The following is a 16,870-nucleotide window of genomic DNA, read 5'->3' on the forward strand; positions in this document are numbered from 1 at the left end:
TACTTCAAATATTCATGGGCAAAAGAGCCACCCACAATGATTACGCCAGTGCTGCGGCGCTCACTTCATTTGCTACCCGTTCTGTGGCATCAGGAATGGATGCAGCACGCGCACGTTCGGCCATTGCCAGTAACGTCGTTCTGTCCCACCCGGCGAGAGTTTGGGTAACGGCATCCACGGTAAACTGCGGTTGCTCCAGTATTTTTGCCGCTCCAGCTTTTTCCAGCGGCAGCGCATTCCAGTATTGCTGCCGATCTTTATGCTGGAAGGGAACAAACAGTGCAGGTAACCCTGCTGCCGCGATTTCACTGACGGTTAACGCACCGGAGCGACACACCACGACATCGGCCCATGCATAAGCAGCAGCCATATCATCAATAAATTCGGTCACTTTATGCTGAGGCTGTGCGGCTTCAGCATAGGCCTGCTGAACAACGTCCAGCCCACCTTTACCACATTGGTGCCAGATAGTGACAGAATCACCCAGACGGCCTGCAACTTGCGGCATCGTCTGGTTCAGCACGCGAGCCCCTTGAGAGCCACCGACGACTAAAACGCGGACAGGGCCTTCACGTCCGGAAAAACGTTCTTGCGGTAATGGTAGCGCCAGCACATCAGTGCGCACCGGATTGCCCACCACATCAGCATTCGGGAAAGCCCCCGGAAATGCCTGCATCACTTTTTTGGCGATTTTTGACAGCCATTTGTTGGTTAAACCAGCAATACCATTTTGCTCATGTAACACCACGGGAATACCGAGCGACCAGGCTGCCAGACCACCAGGGCCAGATACATAACCGCCCATCCCCAGAACCACATCCGGGCGATACGCTTTCATGATGGCTCGCGCCTGACGCCAGGCGTTGAAAATACGCGCGGGCGCCAACAACATGGCTTTCAGGCCTTTACCGCGCAAACCTGAAATACGAATAAAATCGATCTCAATCCCATGTTTAGGAACTAAGTCAGCTTCCATACGATCGGCGGTTCCCAGCCAGCGGACTTGCCAGCCCTGGTCCATTAAGTGATGCGCCACAGCAAGCCCCGGGAACACATGCCCGCCAGTCCCGCCTGCCATCACCATTAACCGCCGGGTTTGATTACTCATCGCACACCCTTCGTGAACGCCTGTGCTTTTGCCAGACGGGTTTCATAATCAATACGCAGCAACATCATGATTGCTGTAGACATAATTATCAGGCTTGAACCACCGTAACTGATCAGGGGTAATGTCAGGCCTTTGGTTGGCAACATGCCCGCTGCCGCCCCAACGTTTACCAGAGCCTGGAAACTAAACCAGATCCCGATTGAGCAGCCTAAAAACCCTGCAAAACGTTGGTCCATTTCTAACGCACGTTTACCGATGGACATCGCACGAAAAGCCACGAAGAATACCATCATTAATGCCAGCACCACACCGATATATCCGAGCTCTTCTCCGATAATGGAGAAGATGAAGTCGGTATGCGCTTCCGGTAAATACTCGAGTTTTTGTACCGAATTCCCTAAGCCCTGCCCCCACAATTCACCGCGGCCAAACGCCATCAGAGATTGTGTTAGCTGGTAGCCACTACCAAACGGGTCTTCCCACGGATTCCAGAAGGACGTTACGCGGCGAATACGATAAGGTTCTGCGAGGATCAATAGCACCACGGCAGAAATACCCATGCCGATAATCGCGAGGAACTGCCAGAGTTTGGCGCCGGCGAGGAACAACATCGCAAGCGTTGTCACAAACAGCACAACCACAGTACCGAGGTCAGGCTGCGCCAGCAACAACACTGCCATCACCAGAATAACGCCCATCGGTTTGAGGAAGCCGCGCAAGTTGTTACGTACTTCATCAACCTTACGAACCAGGTAGTTGGCCAGATAGCAGAACAACGACAGCTTGGTAAACTCAGCAGGCTGAATACGCAGTGGACCGAACGCAATCCAGCGTGATGCCCCGTTAACCGAGCTACCGACGACCAGTACAATCAACAGCATTGCGATGGATAATAGCAGCAGCGCGGTACTGTGACGCTGCCAGAATTCCATCGGCAAGCGCAGTGTTACCAACGACAGTGCAAAAGCCAGTGCGATGTACAAACCATCACGTTTGGCAAACAGGAACGGATCATTTGCCAGACGCTGCCCCACCGGCATCGATGCCGATGTGACCATAACAAAGCCTACTGCGGCCAACCCGAAAGTCAGCCAGAGCAAAGTACGGTCGTACAGCACCATGCTATTTGAATCAGCTTCGCGGGAGCCCATCACCCAGCCTTTTACCGCCGACGCCAGCCAACTCAGGATGGCAAATCCTGGCAGTCGTGGCATTCGCAGGCGAGGGAGAGATAAGCGCATCAGCCAAGCTCCTTCGCAAGCAGAGTGAATTGGTCGCCACGTTGCTCGAAGTTTTTGAACTGATCGAGACTGGCGCAAGCCGGTGAAAGCAGAACCATGTCACCCGGTTGTACGCGGGTTGCGATCAATTTCATCGCCTGTTCCATGGTTTCAGTTTGCTCGGCAACATCCGGGCGCAGTGCCGCAAGTTCAGCACCATCACGGCCAAAACAATAAAGGCGAATTGCTGAACCTTGCAGATATTGGCTAAGCGAGGAGAAATCCGCAGATTTACCGTCACCGCCTAACAGCAGATGCAAAGTCCCGTCGACTTTCAAACCGTTCAACGCCGCTTCAGTACTGCCGACATTGGTCGCTTTAGAATCGTTAATCCAGCGCACACCGTTACGTTCCCAGGAAAGCTGGAAGCGGTGAGCCAGACCCGTAAACGTGGTGAGGGCTTTCAGGCTGCTGGAGCGTGGGAGTTTCACCGCATCAGCCAGTGCCAGTGCAGCAAGCGCGTTGGTGTAGTTATGACGCCCCACCACTTTCATCTCTTTGGTGTTCAGGACTTTCTCGCCCTTCACTCGTAGCCAGGTGTCGCCCTGCTGGTAATTAAGATGATAGTCACCGACATCCACACCAAAGCTCACACAGCGCTCGTCTGCACCACGCACTGGCATCGTCAGCGCGTCATCAGCATTGACGACACAAAGCGCCGCGTTTTCATAAACTCGTAACTTAGCCGCACGGTACTGCTGCAAACCCAACGGATAGCGATCCATATGATCTTCAGTGACGTTGAGAATGGTCGCCGCTGCGGCTTTCAGGCTAAACGTGGTTTCCAGCTGGAAGCTGGATAACTCAAGCACATAAAGCTCACAGCTCTGATCGAGTAACATCAATGCTGGCAACCCGATGTTTCCACCCACGCCAACATTGACGCCAGCGGCTTTCGCCATTTCACCAACTAACGTGGTGACCGTGCTTTTACCGTTAGAACCGGTAATCGCCACAATAGGCGCTTGTGCTTCACGGCAAAACAGTTCGATATCACCAATGATTTCAACACCGGCGTCTGCGGCACGGCTCAACGCAGGATGAGCGACAGCGATACCAGGGCTGGCAATAATCAAGTCAGCCGCTAACAACCAGTCTTCGTTGAGTGAGCCAGTATGTCGTTCCACCGAGTCTGGCAATCTTTCCAACCCCGGTGGTGAGATGCGGGTATCCATTACGCGAGGCGTGACGCCGCGCGCAAGGAAGAAATCCACACAGGACAGGCCAGTGAGGCCCAATCCGATAATAACGACTTTTTTACCCTGGTAATCAGTCATGGTTAGCGCACCTTCAGGGTAGCGAGGCCGATCAGAACCAGCATCAGCGAAATAATCCAGAAGCGCACAATGACTCGCGGTTCAGGCCAGCCTTTCAATTCATAATGGTGATGAATCGGGGCCATGCGGAAAATACGCTGCCCGCGCAATTTGAAGGAACCAACCTGCAAAATAACCGACAGCGTTTCAACCACGAACACGCCACCCATAATCACTAACAGGAATTCCTGGCGCAGTAGTACCGCGATAGTGCCGAGTGCACCGCCCAGAGCCAAAGAGCCGACATCGCCCATAAAGACTTGCGCTGGATAGGTGTTGAACCACAGGAAACCTAACCCGGCACCGACAATCGCCGTACAGACGATAACCAGTTCACCGGAATGGCGCAGATAAGGGATATGCAGATACTCAGCAAACTTAATGTTACCCGTCGCCCACGCCACCAGCGCAAATCCTGCCGCCACCAGCACGGTTGGCATAATCGCCAGGCCATCGAGACCATCGGTCAGGTTTACGGCATTGCCAGTACCGACGATCACAAAGTACGCCAGCAGTACGTAAAACAGGCCAAGTTGCGGCATCACGTCTTTAAAGAACGGCACAACCAGCTCGGTGGCTGGCGTTCCCTTCCCTGCGATGTACATCGTGAAGGCAACAGCCAACGCGATAACCGACATCCAGAAATATTTCCAACGAGCAATCAAACCTTTGGTGTCTTTACGTACCACTTTGCGGTAGTCATCGACAAAGCCAATCGCCCCGTAACCCACCAGTACGAACAACACGCACCAGACGTATGGATTGGAAGGATACGCCCACATCAACACAGAGATAACGATTGAGGTCAGGATCATAATCCCGCCCATCGTTGGTGTACCGCGCTTGCTAAAATGGGACTCCGGGCCGTCATTACGCACGACCTGGCCGAAAGAGAGTTGCTGCAAACGAGCAATCATACGCGGCCCCATCCATAACGAGATGAACAGAGCAGTCAGCAGGCTGACAATGGCGCGAAACGTCAGATAGGAAAAGACGTTAAAGCCTGAATAATATTTGACCAAGTGTTCGGCCAGCCAAACTAACATGTTCCATTCTCCTGTAATGCGAGTACTACCTGTTCCATGGCAGCACTACGTGAACCCTTCACTAAAATGGTCATCATTGAATGCTCTTCGATAAGCGCCTTCAGACGCACGATTAAAGAAGGCTTATCGGTAAAATGTTCGCCAACTTCAGAGGCTTGGCTGATAATTTCGCTCAGTTTGCCAACACTCAATACACAATCAATACCCACGGCTTTCGCCGCTTCACCCACCTGACGATGGCATTCAACAGACTCGTCGCCCAGTTCAGCCATATCGCCAACAACCATCACGCGGAAACCCGGCATTTCAGACAGCACCTGCGCGGCGGCGGTCATTGAGCCCACATTCGCGTTGTAACTGTCATCAAGCAGAAGTTGGTTTTCGGAAAGTTGAATCGGGAACAAACGCCCAGGAACAGCTTTTAAGTCAGCAAGACCTGCTTTCACAGCTTCCAGTGACGCCCCCACCGCCAACGCCAGCGACGTTGCAGCCAATGCATTAGCAATGTTGTGGCGGCCTGGAAGCGGCAAGGTCACATCAACATCGCCGATTGGCGTTTTGATGGTGAACTCAGTGCCATGTACGGTGATGTGGACATTGGTCGCGGTAAAATCACTTCCGGTTGCATTCGGAGAGAAACGCCAGGTTTTGCGCGCACCAATAATTTCTTGCCAGTTCAGCCAGTCATTATTGTCGGCATTGAGAATCGCAATACCATTCTCCGGCAGGCCGGCGAAGATCTCACCTTTCGCTTTCGCAACACCGGCAAGTGAGCCAAAGCCTTCAAGATGTGCCGCGGCAAGGTTGTTCACCAGTGCGGCTTCCGGGCGCGTCAGATTAACCGTCCAGGCGATTTCACCTTGATGGTTTGCACCCAGCTCAATGACAGCATATTCATATTCTGGCGTCAGGCGTAACAACGTCATTGGCACACCAATGTCGTTATTCAGATTGCCAGCGGTATACAAGGTGTTACCGCATTCGCGCAAAATCGCTGCGGTCATCTCTTTTACAGAGGTTTTTCCGGAAGAACCAGTCAGCGCCACAATCCGCGTTGGAACCTGTTGACGGACCCAGGCCGCCAGTTCGCCGAATGCTTGATGTGTATCTGCAACCACAAGTTGCGGAACCTTAACATCCAGCTTGCGAGAAACCAGTAATGCACCTGCCCCGCCGTTTACCGCATCTTGCGCAAAATCGTGTGCATCGAAGCGTTCGCCTTTTAATGCGACAAACAGGCACCCAGGCGTTAATTTGCGCGTGTCAGTGGTGACATCAATGATGTCCGCATCAGCGCCGTGCAATTCGCCATGCAGGATAGTGGCGAGCTGGCCTAATGAAACGCGGATCATGCCACAACTCCCAACAGGCGGGCGGTAGTGACGCGGTCGGAATAGTCCAGACGGCGCACACCAACAATCTGATAGTCCTCATGGCCTTTGCCTGCTACCAGAACGACATCATTTTCTTGCGCCTGCATAATCGCGTTGGTTACCGCTTCGGCACGACCTGAAACCACATGTGCACGCCCGGCGTCCAGCATGCCAACCAGAATATCAGCCACAATTGCGTTCGGCTCTTCAGTACGTGGGTTGTCATCGGTGACAACCACAACATCCGCATATTGCTCGGCGATACCGCCCATAATCGGACGCTTGCCTTTATCACGATCGCCACCGCAACCGAAAACGCACCATAGCTTGCCACTGCAATGCAAACGGGCAGCCTGCAATGCTTTTTCCAGAGCATCCGGCGTGTGGGCATAATCCACCACTACCGTCGGTTTACCCGGCGCGCTGAAAACTTCCATTCGCCCGCAAACCGGTTGCAGACTCGGTGCTGTTTTCAGTAATTCTTCAATTGGGTAATCCAGCACTAACAGAGTCGCCAGCGCTAACAACAAGTTGCTGACGTTAAAGGCTCCCATCAGGCGGCTTTCAATTTCGCCATCGCCCCAGGAGGAGCTGAACTGGATAGTCGCGCCACCATCGTGATAATGCACGTTGGTGGCTTTCAACCAACGGCCACGACAGCCCGGCTGTAAATTATTTTCCATCGTCACGGCAACCGCGTCAGGTAAACGCGCCAGCCATTTGCGCCCAACCTCATCGTCAGCATTGATGATGGCATGGCCATAATCGTGTTCGGAGAACAGCAGCCATTTAGCCGCTTCGTAACCTGCCATATCGCCGTGGTAATCGAGGTGATCACGGCTTAGGTTGGTGAACACGCTGGCGGCAAATTTCAGAGCGGAAACACGATGCTGAACCAGACCGTGGGAGGAAACTTCCATTGCGGCAAAGCTCGCACCTTGCTCTGCAAGGTTAGCAAGCACTTGCTGTACATCAACGGCAGAACCGGTGGTGTTTTCGGTTGGTTTTACGTTACCAAGCAGGCCGTTACCGACAGTCCCCATAACGGCACTGGTTTCGCCTAATAACTGGCTCCACTGCGCAAGCAACTGAGCTGTAGTGGTTTTACCGTTAGTACCCGTCACGCCAACCAGGCGTAATGCACTCGAGGGTTGGTGGTAAAAACGCCCTGCCAGGGCAGAAAGGCGTTGATGCAGCTGGCTCAGATAAATAACCGGCACACCGTGCATTTCACGGACTTCGCCATCCGTTGCTTCGCCTTCAGCTTCAGCCACGACAGCGGCTACGCCTTGCGCTATTGCCTGCGGGATATATCGACGCCCGTCCGCCTGATGGCCGACTACAGCCACAAAAAGGTCGCCCGACGCCGCCACGCGACTATCGAGTGTCATTTCTCGCAGAGCTCTCGCAGGTAGCGCTGGCACCCACGGAGCGAGAAGGTCGCGCAAATTACGATCTGCCACCTGTTCCCTCTTTTTGATTGATTACAAATTCACTTTTTTCACCTGTCGCCAAAGCATCCGGTTCGATATTCATGGTGCGCAGAACGCCGCCCATGATGGCACCGAACACAGGTGCAGAGACGGCACCACCGTAATATTTACCTGCTTGTGGATCGTTAATGACCACAACCAAAGCGAATCGTGGATTACTGGCTGGCGCAACACCTGCGGTGTAAGCGATGTATTTGTTGACGTATTTTCCATCCGGCCCGACTTTTTTCGCAGTACCGGTCTTAATTGCAATGCGGTAACCCTTGATGGCCGCTTTCACGCCACCACCACCGGGTAATGCCACACTTTCCATCATATGAACGACGGTACGAACCAACGGTTCAGGGAAGATACGTTCACCTGGAACCGGTGGATCAACCTTCGTTATCGACAACGGACGATATACGCCGTAGCTGCCGATCGTTGCATAGACACGCGCTAACTGTAACGGGGTTACCATTAGCCCGTAGCCGAAAGAGAAGGTGGCCCTCTCTATGTCAGACCACCGTTGTTTTTGCGGATATAAGCCACTGCGTTCTCCGACCAGCCCCAAGTTGGTCGCTTTTCCCAATCCAAAACGTGAGTAAGTATCTACCAACGCTGAGGAGGGCATCGCTAACGCCAGTTTTGAAACCCCGACGTTACTCGACTTCTGTAGTACCCCGGTAAGGGTCAATTCGCTGTAGCGCGCCACATCTTTGATCTCATGACCATTAATGCGGTACGGCACGGTATTCAGAACGGTGTTTTCACGTACCACACCACGTTGCAGAGCGGTCATGACAACCATCGGTTTAACTGTCGAACCCGGCTCGAAAACGTCCGTAATAGTACGGTTACGCATAATGTCTTTCGGCGTGCCGGTCAGGTTATTGGGGTTGTAGGAAGGGCTGTTAGCCATCGCCAACACTTCACCTGTATTCACATCCACCAGCACTGCACTACCTGATTCAGCTTTGTTGAAGGCCACAGCGTTGTTGAGCTCGCGATAAACCAGCGCCTGCAGGCGTTCATCAATGCTCAAAGCCAGGTTATGGGCAGCCTGGCTATCGGTTGAGGAGATATCTTCGATGACGCGACCGTAGCGGTCTTTACGCACAACGCGCTCGCCAGGTTGGCCGGTAAGCCATTTATCGAAGCTCTTTTCGACGCCTTCAATCCCCTGACTATCGACGTTGGTGAAGCCAATAAGGTGAGCGGTTACTTCGCCAGATGGGTAGTAGCGACGAGACTCTTCACGTAGATGAATCCCTGGAAGTTTGAGTTTTTTGATGTAGTCGCCGATATCGGGGTTTACCTGGCGTGCCAGATAAATAAAGCGACCTTTTGGATTGCTGTTGACGCGAGAAGCAAGCTGATCAAGAGGGATTTTTAGAGCATCTGCCAGTGCTTTCCAGCGGTTATCAAGCGTAATGCCCCCCGCATCATGCAACTCTTTAGGGTCAGCCCAAATCGCATTCACCGGTACACTCACTGCCAGTGGACGACCTGCACGGTCGCTAATCATGCCACGAGAAGTCGAGACTTCTTGCACGCGCAGGGAACGCATATCCCCCTGGCGCACTAACATGTCTGGCGCGATGATTTGCAGCCAGGCAACGCGCCCCAACAGGAAAACCAGCGCCAGCAAAATGCAACCGCAAAGCAACGCAAAACGCCAACTTACAAAGTTGGCCTGTTCTTCCTGGCGTTTCGGTTTAAGCGTTTTTGCCGCTGCTCTCATCTGTCACGCGATTCCTTATTGCTGAACTACGATGTTTTCCTGCGATGGGTCGACATGCTGCAATTGCAGCTTTTCCGTCGCGACCCGCTCCACTCGGCTATGATCGCCTAGTGCGTTTTCTTCCAAAATCAGATTGCGCCACTCGATATCTAACGCATCACGCTCCACCACCATTTGCTCACGCTGTGCGGTAAGCAGACGGGTATGGTGCGCGGTGGTGACCACGAAAATGGCGGTAACGATAATGGCGGTAAACAAAATCAGTGGCATTTTCCCATGACGCAGCAAGTCACCACCAATCACCGCTGGTAGTGCATGACGCTCGCCACTGCTCAACTGGCCAGTAACTTTATTTAGGGCTTCTGCCACTTTATTGATCATGCGTTCGTCCTTTCAGCGATACGCAGTACCGAACTACGCGCGCGTGGGTTTTCCGCCACTTCTTCGTCACCCGGCATCATTTTGCCGATGGATTTTAAATATCTGCCGCCGAGTTTATTCAACTGAGCTTCAGTCATTGGAATACCAGCCGGAACCTGTGGCCCACGGGTGTTTTCACGCATAAAGCGCTTAACAATCCGGTCTTCCAAAGAGTGGAAACTGATAATCGACAAGCGGCCACCAGGGGACAGTGTTTCAATTGAACCTTTAAGTGCCTGTTCAATCTCTTCAAGTTCACTGTTGATCCAGATACGGATCGCCTGGAACGTACGCGTTGCCGGATGTTTAAACTTATCTTTTACCGGCATTGCCGCAGCCACGACTGTTGCCAGTTCTTTGGTACGAGTCATTGGCTGTTCACGGTTGCGCTCAATAATGGCGCGAGCAATACGCTTACCGAACTTTTCTTCACCAAAGGTTTTAATAACCCAGGCGATATCAGCTTCGTCTGCTGTGAGTAACCACTGAGCAGCGGATTGACCACGAGTCGGGTCCATACGCATATCTAACGGGCCGTCACGCATAAACGAGAAACCGCGTTCAGCATCATCGAGTTGCGGTGAAGAGACGCCAAGATCCAACAGGATGCCGTCAATTTTTCCCAGCAAATCGCGTTCGCGTGCGTATTCAGCTAATTCAGAGAAAGGCCCATGAATAATGGAGAAGCGTGGGTCATCAATTGCCTGAGCCGCTTCAATTGCTTGCGGATCACGGTCGATAGCCAGCAAGCGTCCTTCTGGTCCCAGTTGGGAAAGAATCAAACGAGAATGGCCGCCACGACCAAAGGTGCCATCAATGTAGATGCCATCCTGACGAATGCTGAGACCATTCACGGCCTCATCAAGCAGCACCGAAGTATGTTTAAAATTTTCCATCATTATTTATAGTGACAAGTCCTGCAGCCTATCCGACAACGTAGTCGTCGTGGCCTGCTCAGCGTCGATGTCTTCCTTGACCTGTTGATGCCAGGTCGTTTCATCCCACAGTTCAAATTTATTGAACTGCCCAACCAGCATCACTTCTTTGGTTAGCCCGGCGTGTTGGCGCAAAACTGGGGCCAACAACAAACGCCCGGCGCTATCCATCTGACATTCACTGGCATGGCCCAGTAACAATCGCTGCACGCGACGCTCAACCGGGTTCATGCTCGACAGACGAGCTAGCTTTTGTTCAATAATTTCCCATTCGGGAAGGGTATAAAGCAGCAGGCATGGGTGATGGATGTCGATGGTACAAACCATCTGACCTTCAGAGGTTTCGACAAGCGCATCCCGGTAACGGGTAGGAACGGCGAGCCGCCCTTTGCTGTCGAGATTGACTAATGTTGCCCCACGGAACATGCCAGCCTCACCCTTAAATTCCCCTTTCCACCACTTTGACCCACAAAATCCCACCTAAAGGAGTTTACGGAGCGGAGGAAAACCTTGTCAAGCAAGCTACAACGCAGACGGAAATAATTTTCATCTCCTAAGCGATTGATAAATGACTGGCGTGAAAAGGCGCTACATTCACGATGCAAAATTAACGTTATGAATATTTGAAAGAAAAAGGATCAATAAGCATAAATATCGTTAAATCGACTGAAAACCTGACAGGTAAAATATGAAGTGTCCAGTTTGCGACGCGGTCGGCATTTTAAGGTATTTCTCGGCAGGATAACAGCGTCAGATGTAGGCGAAGCGCGGGCTGGAGGGAAGTTTGATTCTTTTCAGATAGCTATTGTTTAATTATCCGGCATTTTTACACATTGCTATGTAACAAAATAATTCCAAAGCCGTGTTATATCGATTCTGGAATTAAAGATTTAACTATTACCGGTAAAAAATAATTACCTGTATTACTAAGGGAATTAACACGAGAATATTCTTAAATAAGAATGGCAGCCGGAACTGCCATTTCTTGTTAGTGGCGACTTAAACTGCCACGACGGTATAGATTACGGCGAATACGCGTGAGGCCGGCCTTAGGTTTACGTGGCTCATCAAGACTGGCAAGAACTAATTCCAGCACACGCTCCGCAACATCACGGTGGCGCTGAGCTACCGCGAGGACTGGGCATTGCAGGAAATCGAGCAATTCATGATCCCCAAAGGTAGCAATCGCCAACTCTGTCGGTAATTGCCCCTCACGCCGCAATGTTACATCCATAACACCTTGTAATAACGCAAATGAAGTGGTGTACAGGGCCTGCGGCATTGGATGGGTTTCCAGCCATTTATCAAATAACTGTGCTGCAGCTTCGCGCTCGTAGCTGTTGGCATAGAGGAAATTCACCTCACGCGGATCATCCTTCCATGCAGTGCGAAAACCTTGTTCACGCAGATAGCTGACGGAAAGCTCCGGCAATGCGCCAAGGTAAAGTACAGTTTCAGCAGGAAAAGTACGCAGCTCGCTGGCCAGCATTTCTGCATCTTCCTGGTCAGCACCCACTACGCTGATGAAATTTTCACGGTCTAATGCACGATCGAGTGCAATTATTGGGAAGGGATCGTTCGCCCAACGCTGATAGAACGGATGCTCAGGGGGTAAAGAGGTGGAAACAATGATGGCATCCACCTGACGTTGCAACAGATGTTCGATACAGCGCATTTCGTTATCCGGCTGATCTTCAGAGCAGGCAATTAATAGCTGGTACCCACGCTGACGAGCCTGCCGCTCGAGATAGTTAGCGATACGGGTATAACTCGTGTTCTCAAGATCTGGAATAACCAATCCGATAGAACGCGTACGCCCGGCACGTAATCCCGCCGCCACCGCATTCGGGTGGTAGTTATGTTCGCGAACAACCGCCATAACTTTATCAACAGTCTTATCGCTGACGCGATACTGCTTTGCCTTACCGTTGATGACGTAGCTCGCCGTGGTGCGCGAAACTCCAGCCAGGCGCGCGATTTCATCCAATTTCACAGTAGCCCCTTATTTAGGATTGCCATAACCATGCCCTGGTCATGGTTTCATTTTTATCATCTAAGCGCAGAATAATAACTCGGGCAACCGCTTTTACTGGCAGTTGTTGGGTCATTTGCAAAAAAAAACCCGGCATGAGTAGACCGGGTTACTTTTTATTCGCCATTCACAGGCTAGCGCATGATCTTATCACCACGCGATACGCCCACAATACCCGAGCGTGCCACTTCGACAATTTTTGCCACTTCACGAATCGTATTCAGGAAAGCGTCTAGCTTATCGCTGGTTCCTGCTAACTGAACCGTATACAGCGTTGGGGTTACATCAATGATTTGCCCACGAAAGATCTCAGCGTTGCGCTTCACTTCTTCACGCCCGTAACCACTGGCTTGTACTTTAACCAGCATGATTTCGCGCTCAACGTGGGCCCCTTGTCCCAGTTCACTCACCCGCAGAACATCAACCAGCTTGTGCAATTGCTTTTCAATCTGCTCAAGCACTTTTGCATCACCTACCGTTTGGATAGTCATACGAGACAGTGTCGGATCGTCAGTCGGTGCCACCGTCAGGCTTTCAATGTTGTAACCACGCTGAGCGAACAAGCCAATAACTCGGGACAGCGCCCCGGACTCATTTTCGAGTAATACAGATAATATCCGGCGCATAATCAGGTTCTCTCCGTTTTACTTAACCACATCTCATCCATACCACCGCCACGGATCTGCATTGGGTACACATGCTCAGTGCCATCGACAGTCACATCGACAAATACCAGACGCTGGTTACGCACCGCTTCCAGCGCTTCAATAAGTTTGCTTTCCAGTTCTTCAGGTTTACTGATACCAATCCCAACGTGGCCATAAGCTTCTGCAACGCGTACGAAATCAGGTAAAGACTCCATATAGGATTGGGAGTGCCGACCCGAATAAATCATGTCCTGCCACTGTTTGACCATGCCGAGATAGCGGTTATTAAGATTGAGCACTAACACTGGCAAACCGTATTGCAGCGCAGTAGAAAGCTCCTGGATATTCATCTGAATACTGCCATCGCCGGTGACACAAACTACGGTTTCCTCCGGCAATGCCAGCTTCACACCTAGTGCCGCAGGCAGGCCAAAGCCCATGGTGCCGAGGCCACCAGAGTTAATCCAACGGCGTGGTTTATCAAAGGTGTAATAGAGTGCGGCGAACATCTGGTGCTGGCCGACATCCGAAGTGACATAAGCTTCGCCTTTGGTCAGACGGTAGATAGTTTCAATAACTGCCTGTGGCTTAATTTTATCGCTGGTTCTGTCAAATTCGAGGCACTGACGCGCACGCCATTGCTCAATCTGTTGCCACCAGTCACGAATTTCATCGCAGGATTGTGACGTATCCTCCTGCGCCAGCAATTCCAGCATCTGCTGTAAAACCTGACGCGCATCGCCAACAATTGGAATATCTGCACCGACTGTTTTAGATATCGAAGTTGGGTCGATATCAATATGCAGCACAGTCGCGTTCGGGCAGTACTTCGCCAGATTGTTAGTGGTGCGGTCATCAAAGCGCACTCCGACACCGAAAATCACATCGGAATTGTGCATCACCATGTTGGCTTCGTAGGTTCCGTGCATCCCCAGCATTCCTAATGCCTGACGATGCGTTCCCGGGAATGCACCCAACCCCATTAAGGAGGAAACAACGGGAATATTGAGTTTTTCCGCCAGCTCGTGCAATTCGTCATGGCAAGCAGCAGTGATTGCCCCGCCGCCGACATACATCACCGGTTTTTTCGCCGCCAGCAACGTTTGCAGTGCACGCTTAATCTGCCCTTTGTGACCTTGAGTGGTCGGGTTATAAGAACGCATGCTGACGGATTCAGGGTAGCTATAAGGAAACTTGTTTGCCGGACTCATAATGTCTTTCGGCAAATCCACCACCACAGGCCCTGGGCGACCGCTTGCTGCGAGCCAGAAGGCTTTTTTAATAATGGCCGGAATATCTTCCGCTTGTTTGACTAAGAAACTATGTTTTACGACCGGGCGAGAAATTCCCACCATGTCGCATTCCTGAAAAGCGTCATAGCCAATAAGGGATGTCGCCACCTGGCCCGATAGTACGACCATCGGGATTGAATCCATATAAGCCGTAGCTATACCGGTTATCGCGTTTGTCGCACCCGGACCTGATGTCACAAGTACGACACCCACTTCACCGGTTGCACGTGCAAGGCCATCGGCCATATGCACTGCTGCTTGTTCGTGGCGTACCAGCACATGATCAATGCCGCCAATAGTATGAAGCGCATCGTAAATATCGAGTACTGCGCCTCCGGGGTAACCGAATACATGTTTAACGCCCTGATCGATAAGCGATCGAACGACCATCTCGGCTCCTGACAACATCTCCATGGTTTGCCTCCAGGCTTACGTGTTTGACCGACCGCTGAAATCATTTCGGCTAAGTCGTTGAGACAGGTTGTTGCGCCCTGCATTTATTTTCTTTTTTGATAGTCCGCCTAACATAACCGCTGAAAATCAGGCAATCAATTGCCAATCTTCAGCCGTCGATACAGCGTTTTCTCATCAACACTGCAAAACACTACTCAGACGGAGTTAAGCTCTGAGCATAAGCAAAGATTATGATTGAAAATGTTATGAATGGTGGCTTTGTAGGTTAAATCTAATTACAGCAGGAATTATTGGGATCGAAGGAAGGAAAGAACAAAAACAACTACAGAGAAAAAAACCAGAAAAATGAATAAATGCGGAATAACCGAATAGCTTTTACTATCCGGCTGGATCAAGTGAACAATCGGAACCTATTTACTACATACAGTGGTCAGGAGTTTTTCCATCCACTGATGCCCTTTATCGCGTCCGGCAGCTTCGTGCCAGGATAAATAGCAGGTGGCCTTATTATTTTGCAGCGGCAGTGGGAATGTTTGCAAATGAAGTGATTCAGCAAACTCTTCAGCTAACCAGCGTGGTGCGATAGCGACCAATTGAGTCTGCGAAACAACATTTAAAACACTAGTTAATGCCATTCCTTGATAAGCAATACAGGATTGCTGTTCCAAAGTGTGATACCACGGAGCACTAAATGATGCAAAACGCTCAAGGGAGACCACTGCATGTTTTTCGTTATAAACATCTTCTTCAGTAAGCGGTTTAATTAAACGCGGATGCTTCTGATTGGCTACCAGTACCATTTCATCTTCAAACAATGGGATACAAGTAAACTCAGGACGACGAAATTCACTATAGCTAATAACAAACTCGGTCTCTTGATAACGCAATTGATGTTCAATATCTTTATTTAATGAAGACTTAAACAATAATTGAATACCTGGAGCAAAACGCTTCATATTATTGAAAATCGCAGAGGTTAACATATTGTCCAAAGGACTACTGACGCAGATGTTAAACACTCTTTCACTGCTGCTCGGTTCGAAACCTGCTCCCGGCAACTCATTCTGTATCAATTGCAAAGCCTGACGAATTGAACCAAATAGCTGAAATGCGCGTGCTGTAGGCTGGATACCACGGCCGTAGCGAACAAACAGCTCATCATTGAACATCACTTTAAGCCGGGCTACTGCATTACTCACTGCGGGTTGGGACATTCCCAGAGATTGAGCAGCACGAGTAATATTCTGCACCTGCATAACAGCATCAAATACAGTTAATAAATTTAAATCAACGGAACGCAACTGAGGCTTAAACCCATCATGAGCTGCTGGCTGCTCTACGTAGTTATCAGACATGTTAGTCTCCACTAAGATTTCAATTCCTTATTCACAGATTAGCCCTGTGAACTACTCCTATTATCATTTACTAAGCAGAGCATGCTGATTTATGCATTTAAAAACGTTAATTAAACAATTCAGATATAAATCAATAAATTTACGCTTTCTAATATACCAACACGACTTCAGCTACTGACACCCTGATAAATCTATAAAACTCATATGATTTTACTCTTCGTCAGTTGATTTCTGGATCGTGCTAATCAAATCACAAAATGACTTAACACACAATGATTCGCACAGTGAATAATATATTAAGCATGGATAACATCATCATCACGGAAACAATCTCCCTACTCATATTCAGTTAATAAAGAAAGAGGCCAAATTCCTAAAATAGCATCAAAACATGGATTATTGACCTCAAATCATAACCATGATGAATGAAATAGAT

14 protein-coding genes are annotated in these 16,870 nt (G+C 50.5%); all 14 read right to left on the bottom strand.

The window, feature by feature from the left end:
- Positions 1 to 40: 40 nt before the first annotated feature.
- The 14 genes from murG to leuO all read right to left on the bottom strand — a co-directional run bounded on the left by murG (position 41) and on the right by leuO (position 16,434).
- Entirely contained in the window at positions 41 to 1,108 is a 1,068-nt protein-coding gene (murG, locus tag MES37_RS00575) for an undecaprenyldiphospho-muramoylpentapeptide beta-N-acetylglucosaminyltransferase (RefSeq protein WP_064539929.1), read from the bottom strand.
- Complete coding sequence (ftsW, locus tag MES37_RS00580; RefSeq protein WP_064539930.1) at positions 1,105 to 2,349, bottom strand: cell division protein FtsW; 1,245 nt, start codon at positions 2,347 to 2,349, stop codon at positions 1,105 to 1,107. Before ftsW ends, murG begins: the two co-directional genes overlap by 4 nt.
- The gene (gene murD / locus MES37_RS00585; RefSeq protein WP_064539932.1) at positions 2,349 to 3,665 is read right to left on the bottom strand and encodes a UDP-N-acetylmuramoyl-L-alanine--D-glutamate ligase; all 1,317 of its coding nucleotides are present in this window, start codon (positions 3,663 to 3,665) and stop codon (positions 2,349 to 2,351) included. The genes ftsW and murD overlap by 1 nt, the downstream gene beginning before the upstream one ends.
- Before the next feature lie 2 nt (positions 3,666 to 3,667).
- Positions 3,668 to 4,750 carry a phospho-N-acetylmuramoyl-pentapeptide-transferase gene (gene mraY, locus MES37_RS00590; protein ID WP_064539934.1) on the bottom strand — a complete coding sequence of 361 codons (1,083 nt, stop codon included), beginning with the start codon at positions 4,748 to 4,750 and terminating at the stop codon, positions 3,668 to 3,670.
- A complete protein-coding gene (gene murF, locus MES37_RS00595; RefSeq protein WP_064539936.1) occupies positions 4,744 to 6,102 on the bottom strand; it encodes a UDP-N-acetylmuramoyl-tripeptide--D-alanyl-D-alanine ligase in 1,359 nt (452 codons plus the stop codon). The genes mraY and murF overlap by 7 nt, the downstream gene beginning before the upstream one ends.
- A complete protein-coding gene (gene murE / locus MES37_RS00600) occupies positions 6,099 to 7,586 on the bottom strand; it encodes a UDP-N-acetylmuramoyl-L-alanyl-D-glutamate--2,6-diaminopimelate ligase (RefSeq protein ID WP_237929900.1) in 1,488 nt (495 codons plus the stop codon). The genes murF and murE overlap by 4 nt, the downstream gene beginning before the upstream one ends.
- The gene (locus MES37_RS00605; RefSeq protein WP_064539940.1) at positions 7,573 to 9,339 is read right to left on the bottom strand and encodes a peptidoglycan glycosyltransferase FtsI; all 1,767 of its coding nucleotides are present in this window, start codon (positions 9,337 to 9,339) and stop codon (positions 7,573 to 7,575) included. The genes murE and MES37_RS00605 overlap by 14 nt, the downstream gene beginning before the upstream one ends.
- Positions 9,340 to 9,354: 15 nt before the next feature.
- Positions 9,355 to 9,720 carry a cell division protein FtsL gene (gene ftsL / locus MES37_RS00610; protein ID WP_064539942.1) on the bottom strand — a complete coding sequence of 122 codons (366 nt, stop codon included), beginning with the start codon at positions 9,718 to 9,720 and terminating at the stop codon, positions 9,355 to 9,357.
- Positions 9,717 to 10,658, bottom strand: a complete 942-nt coding sequence (gene rsmH / locus MES37_RS00615) for a 16S rRNA (cytosine(1402)-N(4))-methyltransferase RsmH (RefSeq protein ID WP_064539944.1) — start codon at positions 10,656 to 10,658, stop codon at positions 9,717 to 9,719. The genes ftsL and rsmH overlap by 4 nt, the downstream gene beginning before the upstream one ends.
- Before the next feature lie 3 nt (positions 10,659 to 10,661).
- Positions 10,662 to 11,120, bottom strand: coding sequence for a division/cell wall cluster transcriptional repressor MraZ (mraZ, locus tag MES37_RS00620; protein WP_064539946.1), 459 nt, complete (start codon positions 11,118 to 11,120; stop codon positions 10,662 to 10,664).
- A gap of 562 nt (positions 11,121 to 11,682) precedes the next feature.
- Entirely contained in the window at positions 11,683 to 12,687 is a 1,005-nt protein-coding gene (gene cra / locus MES37_RS00625) for a catabolite repressor/activator (protein ID WP_064539948.1), read from the bottom strand.
- A gap of 173 nt (positions 12,688 to 12,860) precedes the next feature.
- Entirely contained in the window at positions 12,861 to 13,352 is a 492-nt protein-coding gene (gene ilvN / locus MES37_RS00630) for an acetolactate synthase small subunit (protein WP_064539950.1), read from the bottom strand.
- Between the two features lie 2 nt (positions 13,353 to 13,354).
- Entirely contained in the window at positions 13,355 to 15,079 is a 1,725-nt protein-coding gene (gene ilvI, locus MES37_RS00635; RefSeq protein WP_232886607.1) for an acetolactate synthase 3 large subunit, read from the bottom strand.
- A gap of 410 nt (positions 15,080 to 15,489) precedes the next feature.
- Positions 15,490 to 16,434, bottom strand: coding sequence for a transcriptional regulator LeuO (gene leuO / locus MES37_RS00640; RefSeq protein WP_064539952.1), 945 nt, complete (start codon positions 16,432 to 16,434; stop codon positions 15,490 to 15,492).
- Positions 16,435 to 16,870: the final 436 nt, after the last annotated feature.

This window comes from Buttiauxella sp. S19-1 (assembly GCF_022134725.1).
Classification (GTDB): domain Bacteria; phylum Pseudomonadota; class Gammaproteobacteria; order Enterobacterales; family Enterobacteriaceae; genus Buttiauxella; species Buttiauxella ferragutiae.